Annotated in this window: 14 protein-coding genes; 5 read left to right on the top strand and 9 right to left on the bottom strand. The window is 71.3% G+C overall.

The genetic code is table 11. The features are described from left to right. Positions 1-133 precede the first annotated feature (133 nt). Entirely contained in the window at positions 134-1,213 is a 1,080-nt protein-coding gene (locus tag AC07FN_RS41615) for an APC family permease (RefSeq protein ID WP_478400632.1), read from the bottom strand. Between AC07FN_RS41615 and AC07FN_RS41610 the strand changes: the two genes are divergently transcribed. After that, complete coding sequence (locus tag AC07FN_RS41610; protein ID WP_478400630.1) at positions 1,125-1,460, top strand: P1 family peptidase; 336 nt, start codon at positions 1,125-1,127, stop codon at positions 1,458-1,460. The two genes, AC07FN_RS41615 and AC07FN_RS41610, sit on opposite strands and share 89 nt — an antisense overlap. Positions 1,461-1,561: 101 nt before the next feature. Here the strand turns inward: AC07FN_RS41610 and AC07FN_RS41605 are convergent, their stop codons facing one another. The 6 genes from AC07FN_RS41605 to AC07FN_RS41580 all read right to left on the bottom strand — a co-directional run bounded on the left by AC07FN_RS41605 (position 1,562) and on the right by AC07FN_RS41580 (position 8,357). Next, positions 1,562-2,494, bottom strand: coding sequence for a lipid kinase (locus AC07FN_RS41605; RefSeq protein ID WP_452614437.1), 933 nt, complete (start codon positions 2,492-2,494; stop codon positions 1,562-1,564). A 63-nt stretch (positions 2,495-2,557) separates the two neighbouring features. Beyond that, positions 2,558-3,985, bottom strand: a complete 1,428-nt coding sequence (locus AC07FN_RS41600; RefSeq protein ID WP_478400629.1) for an amino acid permease — start codon at positions 3,983-3,985, stop codon at positions 2,558-2,560. A 1-nt stretch (position 3,986) separates the two neighbouring features. Continuing rightward, a complete protein-coding gene (locus AC07FN_RS41595) occupies positions 3,987-5,156 on the bottom strand; it encodes an aminotransferase class V-fold PLP-dependent enzyme (RefSeq protein WP_478400628.1) in 1,170 nt (389 codons plus the stop codon). A gap of 37 nt (positions 5,157-5,193) precedes the next feature. Continuing rightward, positions 5,194-5,730, bottom strand: a complete 537-nt coding sequence (locus tag AC07FN_RS41590; RefSeq protein ID WP_478400627.1) for a helix-turn-helix domain-containing protein — start codon at positions 5,728-5,730, stop codon at positions 5,194-5,196. Positions 5,731-5,913: 183 nt separating this feature from the next. Further along, entirely contained in the window at positions 5,914-7,557 is a 1,644-nt protein-coding gene (locus AC07FN_RS41585; RefSeq protein ID WP_478400626.1) for a thiamine pyrophosphate-binding protein, read from the bottom strand. 23 nt (positions 7,558-7,580) lie between these two features. Beyond that, on the bottom strand, positions 7,581-8,357 hold the full coding sequence (locus tag AC07FN_RS41580; protein ID WP_478400625.1) for a cyclase family protein: 777 nt from the start codon (positions 8,355-8,357) through the stop codon (positions 7,581-7,583). Positions 8,358-8,515: 158 nt separating this feature from the next. Here AC07FN_RS41580 and AC07FN_RS41575 point away from each other — a divergent pair, with 158 nt between their 5' ends. After that, positions 8,516-9,388 (top strand): PaaX family transcriptional regulator, encoded by an 873-nt coding sequence (locus tag AC07FN_RS41575; protein WP_478400624.1) that lies wholly within the window; start codon positions 8,516-8,518, stop codon positions 9,386-9,388. A gap of 140 nt (positions 9,389-9,528) precedes the next feature. On the opposite strand, the gene AC07FN_RS41570 is transcribed toward AC07FN_RS41575, so the two are convergent. Next, the gene (locus tag AC07FN_RS41570; protein ID WP_358574786.1) at positions 9,529-9,930 is read right to left on the bottom strand and encodes a RidA family protein; all 402 of its coding nucleotides are present in this window, start codon (positions 9,928-9,930) and stop codon (positions 9,529-9,531) included. Then, a complete protein-coding gene (locus tag AC07FN_RS41565) occupies positions 9,927-10,682 on the bottom strand; it encodes an SDR family NAD(P)-dependent oxidoreductase (RefSeq protein ID WP_478400623.1) in 756 nt (251 codons plus the stop codon). Before AC07FN_RS41565 ends, AC07FN_RS41570 begins: the two co-directional genes overlap by 4 nt. An 82-nt stretch (positions 10,683-10,764) precedes the next feature. Here AC07FN_RS41565 and AC07FN_RS41560 point away from each other — a divergent pair, with 82 nt between their 5' ends. The 3 genes from AC07FN_RS41560 to AC07FN_RS41550 all read left to right on the top strand — a co-directional run bounded on the left by AC07FN_RS41560 (position 10,765) and on the right by AC07FN_RS41550 (position 14,621). After that, complete coding sequence (locus AC07FN_RS41560; RefSeq protein ID WP_478400622.1) at positions 10,765-13,131, top strand: bifunctional salicylyl-CoA 5-hydroxylase/oxidoreductase; 2,367 nt, start codon at positions 10,765-10,767, stop codon at positions 13,129-13,131. Beyond that, positions 13,128-14,258, top strand: a complete 1,131-nt coding sequence (locus tag AC07FN_RS41555; protein WP_478400621.1) for an acyl-CoA dehydrogenase family protein — start codon at positions 13,128-13,130, stop codon at positions 14,256-14,258. The genes AC07FN_RS41560 and AC07FN_RS41555 overlap by 4 nt, the downstream gene beginning before the upstream one ends. A gap of 162 nt (positions 14,259-14,420) precedes the next feature. After that, positions 14,421-14,621 carry a DUF1737 domain-containing protein gene (locus tag AC07FN_RS41550; RefSeq protein WP_478400620.1) on the top strand — a complete coding sequence of 67 codons (201 nt, stop codon included), beginning with the start codon at positions 14,421-14,423 and terminating at the stop codon, positions 14,619-14,621.

Here is a 14,621-nt window from a genome sequence, read left to right as displayed (position 1 = left end):
GTGTACCCAGTGCGGCCACACCGCGCACGCTGACGTGAACGCGGCGAAGAACATTCTCGCCGCCGGACGGGCGGTGACAGCCTGTGGAGACCTCGCCGTTAGGCGGTCCGTGAAGCAGGAACCTCGACCGGCGTTAGCGCTGGTTGGAATCCCCCGGCTTTAGCCGTGGGGAGGACGTCAACAGGTTTTCGTAGACGACCACCACCATGGTCGCCAGGAGCAGCAGCGGGGGCAGCGGCCAGCCGGGCATGCGGTAGGCCGCTCGCCGGGTGCGGCCGCGGATCCGGCCGACCAGCGCCGCCAGTCCGACCAGCACGTAGGTGATCACCAGGCTGGCCCCGGATCCGAGCAGCAGCACCTGGAACGGCAGCAGCCAATAGGCCAGCGTGCCCAGCGCCGCCACCGTCAGGGTCGCCACCACCGGCGTGCGCAACCGCGGGTGCACCCAGGTCAGCGGCCCGCTGATGGCGTCCGGCCAGGAGCGGTCGCGGGCCGCGGAGTACAGGCTGCGGCCGAGCTGGAGCATGATCGCGATCACGGCGTTGATCACCGCGATCGCGATGCCCAGGCTGACGATCGTGTTCACCACCGGTCCGCCGCGGGCGAGCAGGAAGTAGTTCATCGGCGAATCCGCGTTGACCAGCTCCGGCATGCTCGGCGTGCCCAGCAGCACGGCGACCAGCGGGACGAACTCGGCCACCACGGTGATCGCCAGCGACCAGAGGATCGCCCGCCCGATCGTCCGGGTGGCCTGACGGGTCTCCTCGGCGTAGTAGACGGCGGTGCCGTAACCGTTGTAGGCGAAGATCGCGATCGCGGTGTAGGAGACCACCAGGCCCGCGGACGCGGCGCCCAGGGCGCCGTCCGGACCGGCTCCCTGGGCGGTCCACAGCGCGGAGACCGGCTGGGTGACGTGCACGAAGCTGAGGACGGCCAGCACCGCCAGCGCCAGCAGTTCGAGCACCAGGAAGATGCCGGTGACCCACGCGTTGGTGCGGATGCCCAGCACTGCGAAGAGCCCGGTGACCACGATGACCGCGATGCCCACCCAGCGGCCGTCCAGCGCGGACCACACCACGCCGAGGTACTCGCCGGTCCCGCTCGCGATCACGCCCAGGATCAGGATGCCGGACACGATCGTCAGCAGGTACAGCGCGAACCCGGTGGGCTTGCCGACGGTCCGGGCGACGAACGCGTACTCGCCGCCGGTGATGGGGAAAGCGCTGGACAGCTCGGCGGGCTCCGGCGGGGCGGCCTACGAGCACCTGCGGTTCGTGCCGTGGGGACGGATGGACCCGTTCTACGAGGCCACCGCGCAGGCCGTCGAGGAGGCGGTGCTCAACGCGCTGACCGCCAACGCGGACATGACCGGCCGCGACGGGCACCGTTCCCCGGCCCTGCCGCACGACCGGCTCACCGAGCTGCTGCGCGAGTCGGCGCTGCGGCCAGACCGTCGTTGACGCTCTGCCGATGCGAATCCCGTTGATCGGCCGGGCTTGCCAGGAGATCCGTCCGTTGTGGACAACTCGCCGATTCGTCCAGCAAGGATTTCCGCCGCGTCCTAGAAGTCCGGGCTGCTGGCGTCCTTCCAGGTTCGGGGCACGACGACGTGGAGAGCGTCGCGCGCGACCGAGAAGCGTTGCGGGGTGCCGTCGACGAGTTCGCCGTCGACGTTGATCGGAAGGTCGGGGCCGGTCGCCACGTCGACCCGTTTGGTGCGGAAATGGCGGACGTGCTCGCTGTCGAGCGCACCGCGTTTGAGATCGCGGGCGGCGGCGATCAGGTCGTGGAGGCTGCCGTGCCGCATGACGGAGATGTCCAGCGTCGCATCGTCGATCCCGGCGTCGTGCGCCGCGAGCTGCCCGCCGCCGAAGTAGCGGCCGTTGGCGATCGACAGCTGCAGCAATCCGTGGTGCTCCTGCGGCTCGTGGTCGCCATCGGGGAACGTCAGGTGCGCCGAGAACGGTCGGTGTCTCAGCAATGCCTTGACGGTCGCCACCGGGTATGCCAGTGCCCCGGTCCACCTCTTCAGCGTCGGCGACATCGCCTCGGCCACGCCCGCGCCGAGACCGACCGATGCGCGGTTGACGTAGTAGTTGTTCCCGCAGAGGCCGAGGTCGATGTCGACCACTTTGCCGTGCGCGATGGTGCGGCACGCCTGGTCGAGGTCGGTGGGGATGTGCAGGGTTCGTGCGAAGTCGTTGGCGGTGCCCAGCGGCAGCAGGCCCAACGGGACGCCGCGGTGCGCGAGGACGTCGACCACCGAGCTGACGCTGCCGTCACCGCCGCCGAGGATGATCAGGTCGTGGCCCGCGTCCACGGCCGAGTTCACGGTTTCCGGGAGCCGGGCCGGATCGTGCAGCGGAAAGGTCGAGTCCAGCGGCACGCCCAGGCTGCGCAGCTTGTCGATCGCCCGCGCGTATGCCTTGGCGCCGGTGCGGGCCCGTGCATTGACCACCAGGGCTGCTCGCGTGGTGGAACCGTCGGTTGTGATGACCGCTCCTCACGAGAAGAACCTGCCTGCACCTGCAGTGTAGAGGCAGTCGGCGCGCGGGACTCATCTGCGCTCCGGGCGTGCGGAAGACCTCCTGCGCGGCTTCCGGCCGATGGCGAAGTAGATCGCGCTCAGCACGATGAAGAACGGCACGCCCGCCCACCAGGCGACCGCCAGGTCGTCGATGAACGCCGTGGACACCAGGATCGCCGCCAGGAAGAGGATCGCTGCGATTCCGGTGACCGGCGCGCCGCGCAGGCGCACCTTCGGCAGCGGGAGGCCCGCCGCCGCGCGGGTCCGCCGGAACGCCAGGTGCGTGACGAGGATGAGGATCCACACCGCCAGGGCGCCGAAGATGGACAACCCGAACAGCACCAGGTACGCGGCGTTGCCCTGCGCGGCCGACAGCACGGTGGCGACGAGCAGTCCGGCCGCGCTGAGCAGCAGCGCGTTGCGCGGCACCCCGCCCTTGCTCAACCGGGCGGTCCAGCGCGGCGCGTAACCGTGCCCGGCGAGGGAGTGCAGCATCCGGGTGCACAGGTAGAGGTTCGTGTTCGCGCTGGAGAGCGCGGCGGTCAGCACCACGAAGTTCATCACCAGCGCGGCGAACGGGATTCCGGCCGCGCCGAAGACCGTCACGAAAGGGCTCTCGGACACCCCGCTGCTCTGCGCGACCGTCGTCCAGGGCACCACGGTCAGGACCAGGGCGATGGCCAGCAGGTAGAACAGGGACAACCGCAGCACCATCTGCCGGGCCGCGCGCGGGATGTCGCGTTCCGGGTTCTCCGACTCGGCCGCGGTCACCGAGACGACCTCGGTGCCGATGAAGCTGAACAGCGCGAACACCATCGCCAGGTACAGGCCGGTCCACCCGTTGGGCAGGAACCCGCCGTGCGCCACCAGGTTGTCGAAACCGGTGGGCTCGGCGTTCGGCAGCCCGACCGTCACCAGCGCGAGCGCCAGCAGGATGAACACCACGATCGCGGTGACCTTGATCATCGAGAACCAGTACTCGAAGATGCCGAACAGCCCGACCGCGCCCGCGTTCACCGCGAGGATGAGCACCGAGAACGCCACCACGGGCAGCCACAACGGCAGCTGGGGCCACCAGAACTGCGTGTAGATCCCGGCCGCGATCAGCTCGCCGCCCACCGCGATCACCTGGATGGTCCAGTACGTCCAGCGCACCACGAACCCGGCCCACGGGCCCAGGTAGCGGTGCGCGATCGCGCCGAACGCGCCCGCGTCCGGGTGCTGGACCACCATCTCGGCCAGCGCCCAGGCGATCACCAGCGCGACCAGCGCGCAAGCGAGGTAGGCGAGCACGGTGGCCGGCCCGGCCTGCGAGATCGCCAGGCTGGACCCCAGGAACAGGCCGGTGCCGATCGCGCCGCCCAGCCCGATCATGGTCACCTGGCGGCGCGTCAGCTGCCGGCGCAGCCCGGTGCCGGACGTGCCCACCCCGGTGGCGCTGCCTGTGGTGGAGTCCATGTCATCTCCCGGATCTGCGGTAGTCGGCGATGGCCGCGACGACGGCGTCCACATCGGACTCGTTGTTGTAGAAGTGGAAGGACATCCGCAGCACGGTGCCGCGCGGGCTGGTCGCGATCCGGCGTTCGGCGAGCCATGCGGCGAGTTCGCCCGGGGCATCGTCGAGGAGCGCGACCTGCGGTCCGCGCGACGCCGGATCGGTCGGCGACCAGAGCCGCTCGCCCGCCGCCAGCAGCTCGTTCTGCAGGCGCTGGGTCAGTCCACCGACGTGGTCGTGCACCGTTATGGGGTCCAGGCGGTTGACCAGGTCCAATCCCGCGTTCGCGCCGTAGGCGGCCGGAATGCCGGGCGTGCCGGTTTCGTAGCGGCTCGCGCGCGCCGGATGATCCACCGAGCGCGGATCGAATGCGAACGGGTTCTCGCGGCCGAACCACCCGGTCAGCTGCGGTGCCACCGCATCCTGCACGCCGCGGCGCGCGTACAGGAACGCGATGCCGGGGATGCCCAGCACGTACTTGAGCGCGCCGGCGACGAGGAAGTCGCAGCCGAGCTCCTCGACGTCTATGCGGTGCACACCCGCGGCCTGGTAGGCGTCGACGAACGTCGTCGCGCCCTGCTCCTTCGCGCGGGTGATCACCTCGCGGACCGGCAGCCGGAGGCCGTTGCGGTAGGACACCAGCGGCACCGACACCAGCCGGGTCCGCTCGTCGATCGCGTCCAGGTAGTCCTCGGTGCGAACCTGCCCGTCTTCGGCCCCGACGTGGACGACCTCGGCTCCCCGGGCGCGCTGCGCGAGCCAGACGTGCGCGATGGAGGGGAATTCCATGTCGGTGGTGACGATGCGCGGCCGCTCGGCGTAGGACCTGGTCGACGCCGCTTGGAAGGCGCCTTCGGTGGCGTTGGACAGGACCGCGACCTCGTCGGGCTCGGCCCCGATCAGCTTCGCGAAGCCTCGACGCGCCTGTTCGACCTGGTCCATCCAGCTCTCCCACGGCGCTCCGTGCACGTGCATGCTGCGCTGGAACTCGGCGAGCGCGTCGCCGAGCTGGTAGGAGGCGGCGCCCTGGCTGCAACTGGCCAGGTGCACGTTCTCGGCCAGCGACGGGAAGGAGGCGCGGAACAGGTCCGGGTCGGTGATGGTCTCGGCGGGCTGTGCCGGGGTGGCGTTCACGGTGCGATTCCTCTGCGGGTGTGCGGATTCGGCCGGGTCAGTAGCTCGGCGGGGTGACCGACACCAGGAAGGTGGCGGTGTCGGTACCCGGGTTGACGAAGCGGTGCGGGACTCGCGAGTCGAAGTAGCAGCTGTCGCCCGGTTCCAGCCGGATCCGGGAGTCACCCACCTCGACCAGCAGTTCTCCCGCCTGGGCGAGCACGCATTCCTCGGAGGGGTGGCTCCACGGTTCCTCCGACGACGCGGCACCGGGTTCCAGACGGCCTTCGAGCAGCTCCAGGCGGCCCGATCCGGGGGACAGGCGCATGTAGGCGATCCCGCCGTGCGGCGAGCCGACCTTCATTCGCCGCTCGCGGCGGACCACGGCCACCTGCTGCACGTCGTCCTCGGCGAAGAGGCTGAACAGCGGGACTTCCAGCGTTTTCGCCAGTCGCCGCAGGGTTTCCAGGCTGGGGTCGTGGATGTTGCGCTCGACCTGGCTGAGCAGTCCGGTGGACAGGCCGGTGAGTTCGGCCAGCTGCTTGAGGGTGAGGTCGCGCTTCTGGCGCAACTCCCGGAGGTGGGGGCCGATCATGGCTTCGCGCCTTCGGTGTGGGTGAAATATTTCAGCGAGGATGAATCCCCGTGCGCGCGAAGTCAAGAGCGCGGCACCGCAGATCGCCGAGCGCCAGAATTGCCTGCGCTGGAACAGGATCGCCGGGACGACGAACCCTCGGAGCCTGCACTGACTCCGGGGTCCGTTGCGAATCCGCGAGGGTCAGTGGCCGCGGAAGGCTTCGACGAGCCACCAGGCGCCTTCGCCCGGGGCGATCTTGGCGTCGATCAGCAACGGCGTGGCGCGCGGTCCGTTCAGCCAGTCGCGCACCGGCGCGAGGTCGGCCTCGGTGCGCACCGTGAGTCCGGTGCAGCCGAAGCCGCGCGCGGCGGCCGCGAGGTCGGTGTCCGGGAACTCGACGGTGTCCAACCGGTGGCCGTCCGGGCCGAAGTGGTGGACCTCCGCGCCGTAGGCGTGGTCGTCGTAGACCACGATCACCATCGGCAGGCCGAGCCGGGCCGCCGTTTCCAGTTCGGCGATGCCCATCAGCGCGCCGCCGTCGCCGAGCGCGGCGACCGGCAGCCGGTCCGGGCGGGCCAGCGCCGCGCCGATGGCGGTGGCCAGGCCGAGGCCGATGGACTGGAAGGCCTGGGTGAAGCAGAAGCCCTGCTCGTCGGGGATCCGCAGGAACATGCTCGGGTAGCCCATGAAGTTGCCGGAATCCACCGCCAGCACCCGCTCTTCGGGCAGCAGTGCGTCCAGGGCGATGGTCAGCGCGCGCGGATCGATGGCGTCCGGTGTGGACTCCTCGTCGAATGCCACGTCGCGCCAGGACCCAGCGCTCGCGATCCGCTCCCGCACCTCCGGATCGCGGTAACCGGCGGGCCGGATGCCGCGGTCCGCGAGTTCGGCCCGGGCCGCCTCGGCGGTCGCGGCGACGTCGCCGAGCACCCCGAGGTCGACCGGGCGGTGCGCGCCGATCGCCTCGCTGTCGATGTCGACCTGCACCAGCGCGGACCCGGCGCCGATCAGGTTGCCGTGCCGCGTGGTCCACATGTTCAGGGCGGTGCCCCAACCGACGACGAGGTCCGCGCCGGAGATCAGCTCGGCGGCCAGCGGCGTGGCGAACCCGCCGGAGACGTCCAGCGACCACGGGTCGTCGCGGAACAGGCCCCGCGCCACCGCCGAGGTGGCCAGCAGCGCCCCGCATGCCTCGGCCAGCTCCCGCAGCTCGGCGCCGGCGTGCCGGGCACCGCGACCGGCGATGAAGACCGGGCGTTGCGCGGTGGCCAGCCGGTCGGCCAGTTCCCGCACCGCCGCGGCGGACGGCGCGACCGGGTTCAGCGCCGGGAGCTGCGGGACGTGCGGTTCGCCGTCGAACTCCGCCGCCTGGACGTCCAGCGGCAGGTTCAGCACGACGGTCCGCCTGCCCTCGGTCGCCAGCCGGACCGCCCGCACCACGTCGTCGACGGCGGTGGCCGCGCTGTGCACCCGCTCCGCGCGGGCGCCGACGGCGGTGGCCAGCGCATCCTGGTCGATACGGAAGTTCGAGCGGATGGCCGCGGAGGCCGTTTCCGCGGCGAGCACGAGCAGCGGGGTCCGGCTCTTGGCCGCTTCGGTGATGCCGGTGAGCGCATTGGTCAGCCCGCAACCCTGGTGCACCGAGAGCACCCCGAGGCGGCCACTGGTGCGCGCATACGCGTCGGCCATCGTCGCCGCGCCGCCCTCGTGGCGGGCGGCCACGAACCGCGCACCCGCGGCGACCAGTGCGTTGGTGACGTGGAAGTTGCCGCTGCCGACGACGCCGAAGACGTGGTCGGCGCCCAGTGCGGCCACCGTGCGGCCGACGACCTCGGCGACGTTCATCTCGTCCCTCCCCTGCCGGTGGGTCAGTCCTGCTCGATCAGCGCCAGGGCCCGCGTCGGGCTGCCTGAGCCGTTGACGATCGGCAGCGGCGCGGCGATCAGCACCGCTCCGGTGGGTGGCAGCAGCGCGAGGTTCTGCAGTTGGGTGAGGCCGTACTTGCCGGCGCCGAGCAGCAGCGAGTGGCAGGGGAAGGCCGGTTCGAAGGTGGGCGCCATCCCGGCGTCGGTGCCCACCGTCTCCACGCCGATGCCGATCAGGGCGCTCTCCTCGGCCAGCCAGCGGGCGCAGTCCGGCGAGATCCCCGGGGTGTGCGAGCCGCTGTCGTCGGCGTTGAGGAACTCCGCCTGATCGCCGCTGCGCGCGTCCCAGCCGGTCCGCACCAGCAGCCAGCCGCCCTCGGGCAGGGAGCCGTGCGCGGATTCCCACTCGCGGATGTGCTCGGTCTCCAGCAGGAAGTCCGGATCCTCGGCGACCTGCGCGGAGCAGTCCAGCACCGCGGCAGGGCCGATCATCTGCCGGGTCGGGACCGAAGCCACGTCGAGGCCGTCGCGGCCGGTGATCCAGTGCGCCGGCGCGTCGAAGTGGGTGCCGGTGTGCTCCCCGGTGTGGATGTTGTTCCAGTACCAGGCGGGGCCGCGGTCGTCGAACCGGCTGATCTCCTCCAGGCTGAAGCCGATGGTGTTGGAGAACGGCTCCGGTAGCCGCAGGACGGGCACGTCGGACGTCAGGGGCGCGGTCAGGTCGATGACGCTGATCCGGCCGGACGTCAGCGCCCGCAGCAGTTCGTCGAGGACGGCCACGTTCTTCGCCTCCGGATTCCGGGAACTGGACGACGTGCGGGATCCTACTTCGCGTCCGGGGCGCTGCCAATGCGCCGGGAATCACCCGGTGCGGCAGGGAATTCGGGTGCAGCACTGTGGATCGAGTCGGCCCGCGCGACCGCTGTTATCGTGTTCGCGTGACGACGGACATCGTGACGGATGGCGCATCGGTCGGCGATGCCGTGGTGGGCGAGTTGACCGGCCGAGGCATGCGGCCCAGGCAGCTGATCGTCACCCTCTACGGCCTGTACGCGCGGGAGGCCGGTGGCTGGCTGTCGGTGGCGTCGTTGGTGCGGCTGCTCGCGGATCTCGGCGTGGACGAGCCTGCGGTGCGCTCGTCGATCTCGCGGCTGAAGCGGCGCGGCATCCTGCTGGCCGAGCGGCGCGGCGGGGCGGCGGGATACGAGCTCTCCGGAGCCGCGCTGGAGATCCTGCGCGAAGGCGACGAGCGGATCTTCCGCCGGGAGCGCGCCACCCTCGCCGACGGATGGGTGCTGGCGGTGTTCTCGGTCCCGGAATCCGAGCGGCAGAAGCGGCACGTGCTGCGCACCCAGCTGACGCGCCTGGGCTTCGGCACCGCCGCGCCGGGGGTGTGGATCGCCCCGGCCGACCTGCGGGACGCGGCGAGCAGCGTCCTGCAGCGCTACGAGCTGGCCGGCTACGCCGATCTGTTCCACGCCGAGCACCTCGCCTTCGGCGATCTGCGGACCAAGGTGGCGCAGTGGTGGGACCTGGAGCAGCTGCAGGAGCTCTACGGCGAGTTCATCGGGGTGCACCAGCCGGTGCTGCGGCGGTGGCGCCGCCGCCGGTCGCCGCGCGGGCCGGGGGCCTTCGCCGACTACGTGCGGGTGCTCACCGACTGGCGCCGGTTGCCCTACCTGGACCCCGGGCTGCCCGCCGAGCTCCTGCCGAAGGACTGGAACGGGACGGTGGCCGCGGAGGTGTTCTTCGAGCTGAAGTCCCTGCTGGAGCGGCAGGCCCACGGCCACGTCGACGCCGTCGCGCGCTGATCCCTCAGAGAAGGCTCCGGGAACGTCCATCCGAAGGGCGATTTCGCGCGAAATCGCCACCTCGGGGCGCTGATTTCGCGCGAAATCGACGCCCCGCGTGAAGGCGGTCGCGGCCCACGCGCCCAGTCTGCAATCGCCTCTTAGGCGGGGATCGCGGCGGTGCCCTTGATCTCGACCAGCGCCTCGGCGTCCCAGAGGCGCTGCACGCCGATCCCGGCCATCGCCGGGTAGTCCCGTCCGGCGAGCTCGCGCCACACCGCGCCGATTTCCCGGGCGTGCGCCCGGTAGTCGTCCACGTCCACGATGTAGACGGTCAGCTCGGTCACCTGCTCGGGGCGGCCCCCGGCGGCGCGCAGCGCGGTGAGCAGGTTGCCCAGCGCCTGCCGGAACTGCGCGACGACGCCGTCACCGACGATCTTGCCGTCCGCGTCGAGCGCGGTCTGCCCGGCCAGGAACACGAGGCGGCAGTCCGAGGCCACCACGGCGTGCGAGAAGCCCGCCGGGCGGGCCAGTTCCGCGGGGTTGATCCGTTCGATGGTCATGATTGCACCGCTCCTCCGTCCACAGTGATCCCTTGCCCGTTGATCGCGGCGTTGCGCACGCACAGCTCCACGACGTCGGCGACCTCGTCCGGGCTGATCAGCCGGCCGATGGGTTGCCGGCCCTCCAGCGCGCTGCGGGCCTGTTGCGCGCTCCGCCCGGTCTTGGCGGTGATGTTGTCGATGGTGCGTTCGGTCATCGGCGTGTCGACGAAGCCGGGGCACACGGCGTTGACCGTGACACCCGTCCTGGCCAGCTCCGCGGCGGCCGAGCGCACCAGCCCGAGCACGCCGTGCTTGCTGGCGGTGTAGGCGCTGACGTAGGGGTCGCCGCGCTTGGCGGCCATCGACGCGATCACCACGATCCGGCCGAAGCCGCGTTCGGCCATCGCCGGAACCGCCCGGCGCAGGAAGCGGAACGGCGCGGTCAGGTTGATCTGCAGCGCGCGTTCCCAGTCGTCGTCGGTCGTCGCGGTCAGCGGTGCCGAGGTGGCGGTGCCCGCGTTGAGCACCAGGACCTCGACCGGTCCCCATTCGCGTTCAACCGCTTCGAAAACGCGGTCCGGGGCCTGCGCGTCGGCGAGGTCGGCGGGCAGGTCGAGCGCCGGCCCGGGCAGCCGCGCGGCGGCCTCGGCGAGCTCCCCGGCGCTTCGCGCGGTGAGCGCGACGCGGTTGCCGGACTCGGAAAGTCGCTGGGCGATGGCGCGACCGATGCCCCTACCGGCTCCGGTGACCAGGCAGTTTCTCGTCGTCACGGAGGCGATATTACGTAAAATTGACGGTCGTGCGCAATGCGGCATACGCTGCCGGGAGCGGAACCGACGGAAGGAGCCCGCGGTGCGCATCGCGGTCATCGGTGGCGGTCCAGGCGGTCTGTACTTCTCCGCGCTGCTGCGGCAGCTCGGCCCGGAGCACGAAATCGCCGTGTGGGAGCGCAACGCGCCGGACGACACCTTCGGATTCGGCGTGGTGTTCTCCGACGAGACCCTCGGCGGCATCGAGCACGCCGACACCGGGATCTTCCACGCCATGCAACGGGAATTCGCCAGGTGGGACGACATCGACGTGCACCACCGGGGCGCCTCGTCCACCTCCGGCGGCCACGGCTTCGCCGCGATGAGCCGCAAGCGGCTGTTACGCATCCTGCAGGAGCGGTGCCGCGAACTGGGCGTGTCGCTGCGCTTCCAGGCCGAGGCGCCGGACGTCGAGCGGCTGTCCGCCGACTACGACCTGGTGGTCGCGGCCGACGGCGCGAACTCGGCGGTGCGCGCCCGGTATCCGGAGACCTTCCGGCCCAGCGCGGAAACCGGGCGCTGCAAGTACATCTGGCTGGGCACCGACCTGGTCTTCGACGCGTTCAAGTTCGTCGTCCAGGACACGCCCCACGGCATCATGCAGCTGCACGGCTACCCCTACAGCCGCGACGCCAGCACCTTCATCGTCGAGATGCACGAGGACGTCTGGCAGCGCGCCGGATTCGCCGACTCCGCCGCCTCGGCCTCGACCAGGCCCGGCGACAGCGACGAGAAGTCCATCGAGCTGATCCGGGAGCTGTTCGCCGAGACCCTGGCAGGCCACGAGGTCTTCGCCAACAACTCGAAGTGGCTGAACTTCCGGACCGTGCGCTGCGACTCGTGGCGGCGCGGCAACGTCGTGCTGCTCGGCGATGCCGCGCACACCGCGCACTTCTCCATCGGCTCCGGCACGAAGCTGGCCATGGAGGACGCGCTGGCACTGGTGGCCTGCCTGCACGAACAGCCCTCGATCGACGCGGCGCTGGGGGCGTACGAGGCGGAGCGGCGTGCGGTGGTGACCTCTACGCAGCGCGCGGCCCAAGCCAGCCTGGAGTGGTTCGAGAACATCGGCCAGTACGTGCACCAGGATCCCGAGCAGTTCGCCTTCAACCTGCTCACCCGCAGCCGCCGCGTCACCTACGACAACCTGCGGCTGCGCGATCCGGAGTTCGTCGCCGGCATCGACGCCTGGTTCGCCGGCGCGGGCGAGGTCCGGCCGCCGATGTTCCAGCCGGTGCGGCTCGGACCGCTGGAGCTGCCCAACCGCGTGGTCGTCTCGCCGATGGACATGTACAGCGCGGTCGACGGGGTGCCGGACGACTTCCACCTGGTACACCTCGGCAGCAAGGCCCTCGGCGGGGCCGGGCTGGTGATGACCGAGATGGTGTGCGTGTCCGAGCAGGGGCGGATCACGCCCGGCTGCGCCTGCCTGTGCACCCCGGAGCAGGAGGCGGCCTGGCGGCGGGTGGTGGATTTCGTGCACGGGAACACCGCCGCGAAGATCGGCGTCCAGCTGGGGCATTCGGGCCGCAAGGGTTCGACGAAGCTGATGTGGGACGGCATCGACGACCCGCTGGACGAGGGGAACTGGGAGGTCGTCGGCCCCTCGCCGCTGCCGTACTCGGCGGTGAACCAGACGCCGCGCGAGCTCACCGCGGCCGAGCTCGCCGAGATCAAGCAGCAGTTCGTCGCCGCCGCGCAAGCCGCCGCGCGGGCCGGCTTCGACGTGCTCGAACTGCACTGCGCCCACGGCTACCTGCTGTCGTCGTTCATCTCCCCGCTGGCCAACCAGCGCACCGATGAGTACGGCGGATCCCTGGCAGGGAGGCTGCGGTTCCCGCTGGAGGTCTTCGACGCGGTCCGCAAGGTGTGGCCGGCCGACCGGCCGATGACGGTGCGGATCTCGGCCACCGACTGGCACGAGGGCGGGGTGGACGCCGACGAGGCGGTGCGGGTCGCGCGCGCGTTCGCCGAGCACGGCGCGGCGGGCATCGACGTCTCCACCGGCCAGGTGGTCAAGGCCGAGCGACCGGCGTTCGGCCGGAGCTACCAGACGCCGTTCGCCGACCGGATCCGCAACGAGGTCGCGCGCGAGCACGACATCGCGGTGATCGCGGTCGGCGCGATCTCCTCCTACGACGACGTCAACTCGCTGATCCTGGCCGGCCGGGCCGATCTGTGCGCGGTGGGCCGCACCCACCTCTACGATCCACAATGGACTCTGCATGCGGCGATCGAGCAGGACTACGACGGCCCCGGTGCGGCGTGGCCGAAGCAGTTCCGGGCCGGTAGGCGAAAGCCGCAGACCGGGCGCACGGACGGGCCGAAACCCCGCCTGGAGCTGATCCGCAGCGGCGGCCGTGGCACCGCCCACGCGCGCTGGAACCCCGCCGAGGAAGGGACGGAATGAGCACCTTCGCACTCACCGCGCAGCAGCGCGAGTTCGTCGAACAGGTGGGCCGGGTCGCCGCCGAACAGCTGCGGCCCGTGGCCGAGTCCGGCACGCCCGGCTCGGTCAACCGGGACCTGATCAAGGCGATGGGGGAGCAGGGCCTGCTGGCGAAGCTCTTCCCCGGCGGCGCGGGATCGCGGGAGGCGGCCTCGCTGGACCTCTGCCTGCTGCGCGAGTCGCTGGCACGCGTGTGCACCGAGGCCGAGACCGCGCTGGCGCTGCAGGGGCTGGGCAGCTACCCGGTGCTGCAGTCCGGCCAGGACGAGCAGGTGCGGCGCTGGATCCCGGCCGTCGCGGCCGGGGATGCGGTCGCGGCGTTCGCGCTCACCGAGCCCGAGGCCGGGTCCGACGCCGCCGCGCTGGAACTGGCCGCCGAGCCGGACGGCGACGGCTGGCGGCTGACCGGGGAGAAGATCTGGATCTCCAACGCGCCGGAAGCCGACTTCTACGCGGTGTTCGCCCGCACGACGGCCGGTGCCGGGGCCAGGGGCGTGAGCGCCTTCGTGGTGCCCGCCGACCGCCCGGGGCTGTCCGGCGAGCACCTGGACATGATCAGCCCGCACCCGATCGGCCGCCTGACCTTCGACGGGGTCCGGGTGCACCGCGCGGAGCTGCTGGGGGAGCAGGACCGGGGCTTCCGGGTGGCGATGCGCACGCTGGACCTGTTCCGCCCCAGCGTCGGCGCCTTCGCGGTGGGCATGGCGCAAGCGGCCCTGGACGCGGCGGTCGAGCACGCCGGAGCGCGCCGGGCGTTCGGCGGAACGCTCAAGGACCTCCAAGCGGTGTCGCACCCGCTGGCGGAGATGGCCACCCGGACCGAGGCGGCCCGCCTGCTGGTCTACTCGGCGGCAGCGGCCTACGACGCGGGCGAGCAGAACCTGGCCGGGCGCTCGGCGATGGCGAAGCTCTTCGCCACGGAGACGGCCCAGTACGTGGTGGACGCGGCGGTCCAGATCCACGGAGCCCGAGCGCTCCACAAAGGACACCTGCTCGAACACCTCTACCGAGAGGTCCGAGCGCCCCGGATCTACGAAGGAGCCTCGGAAGTCCAACGCACCATCATCGCCCGAGACCTCTACCGCTGATCCCGGCGACGGGCATCGTCGACCGGACGAAGATCATGCGCTGGACGATTCGATCTCGAGCCGAACACCAGGAGCGGCGCGGCCATAGCCCGCGATCTCACGTGCACTGTGTTCGGAGCCTGCCGGCGGCGGGGCGAAGGCCGGGGCTGAGATGATGACGGCATGAGCGCACCCCCGGAAGGATTGCCGGTCTACCGAGTTCTGACCGGCCCCGATGACGTGACGTTCTGCCGCCGGGTCAGCGAGGCGCTCGCGCTCGGCTACCGCTTGCACGAAGGCCCGGCCGTGACCTTCAACGGCGAGCGCGTGATCGTCGCCCAGGCACTGCTGTGGCCGGACGCCGGCAATGCACCTGCCGGCTAG

This window comes from Saccharopolyspora sp. NPDC045941 (assembly GCF_056431445.1).
Note: the sequence above shows the minus strand (reverse complement) of the source record. Positions and strands in the feature narration are given on the sequence as shown.

Excerpts from the sequence above, each read along its gene's own strand:
- AC07FN_RS41600 (WP_478400629.1), bottom strand. The coding sequence starts at position 3,985 with ATGGACTCCACCACAGGCAGCGCCACCGGGGTGGGCACGTCCGGCACC.
- AC07FN_RS41570 (WP_358574786.1), bottom strand. The coding sequence starts at position 9,930 with ATGACCATCGAACGGATCAACCCCGCGGAACTGGCCCGCCCGGCGGGC.
- AC07FN_RS41555 (WP_478400621.1), top strand. The coding sequence starts at position 13,128 with ATGAGCACCTTCGCACTCACCGCGCAGCAGCGCGAGTTCGTCGAACAG.
- AC07FN_RS41550 (WP_478400620.1), top strand. The coding sequence starts at position 14,421 with ATGAGCGCACCCCCGGAAGGATTGCCGGTCTACCGAGTTCTGACCGGC.
- AC07FN_RS41590 (WP_478400627.1), bottom strand. The coding sequence starts at position 5,730 with ATGATCGGCCCCCACCTCCGGGAGTTGCGCCAGAAGCGCGACCTCACC.
- AC07FN_RS41610 (WP_478400630.1), top strand. The coding sequence starts at position 1,125 with ATGCCGGACACGATCGTCAGCAGGTACAGCGCGAACCCGGTGGGCTTG.
- AC07FN_RS41585 (WP_478400626.1), bottom strand. The coding sequence starts at position 7,557 with ATGAACGTCGCCGAGGTCGTCGGCCGCACGGTGGCCGCACTGGGCGCC.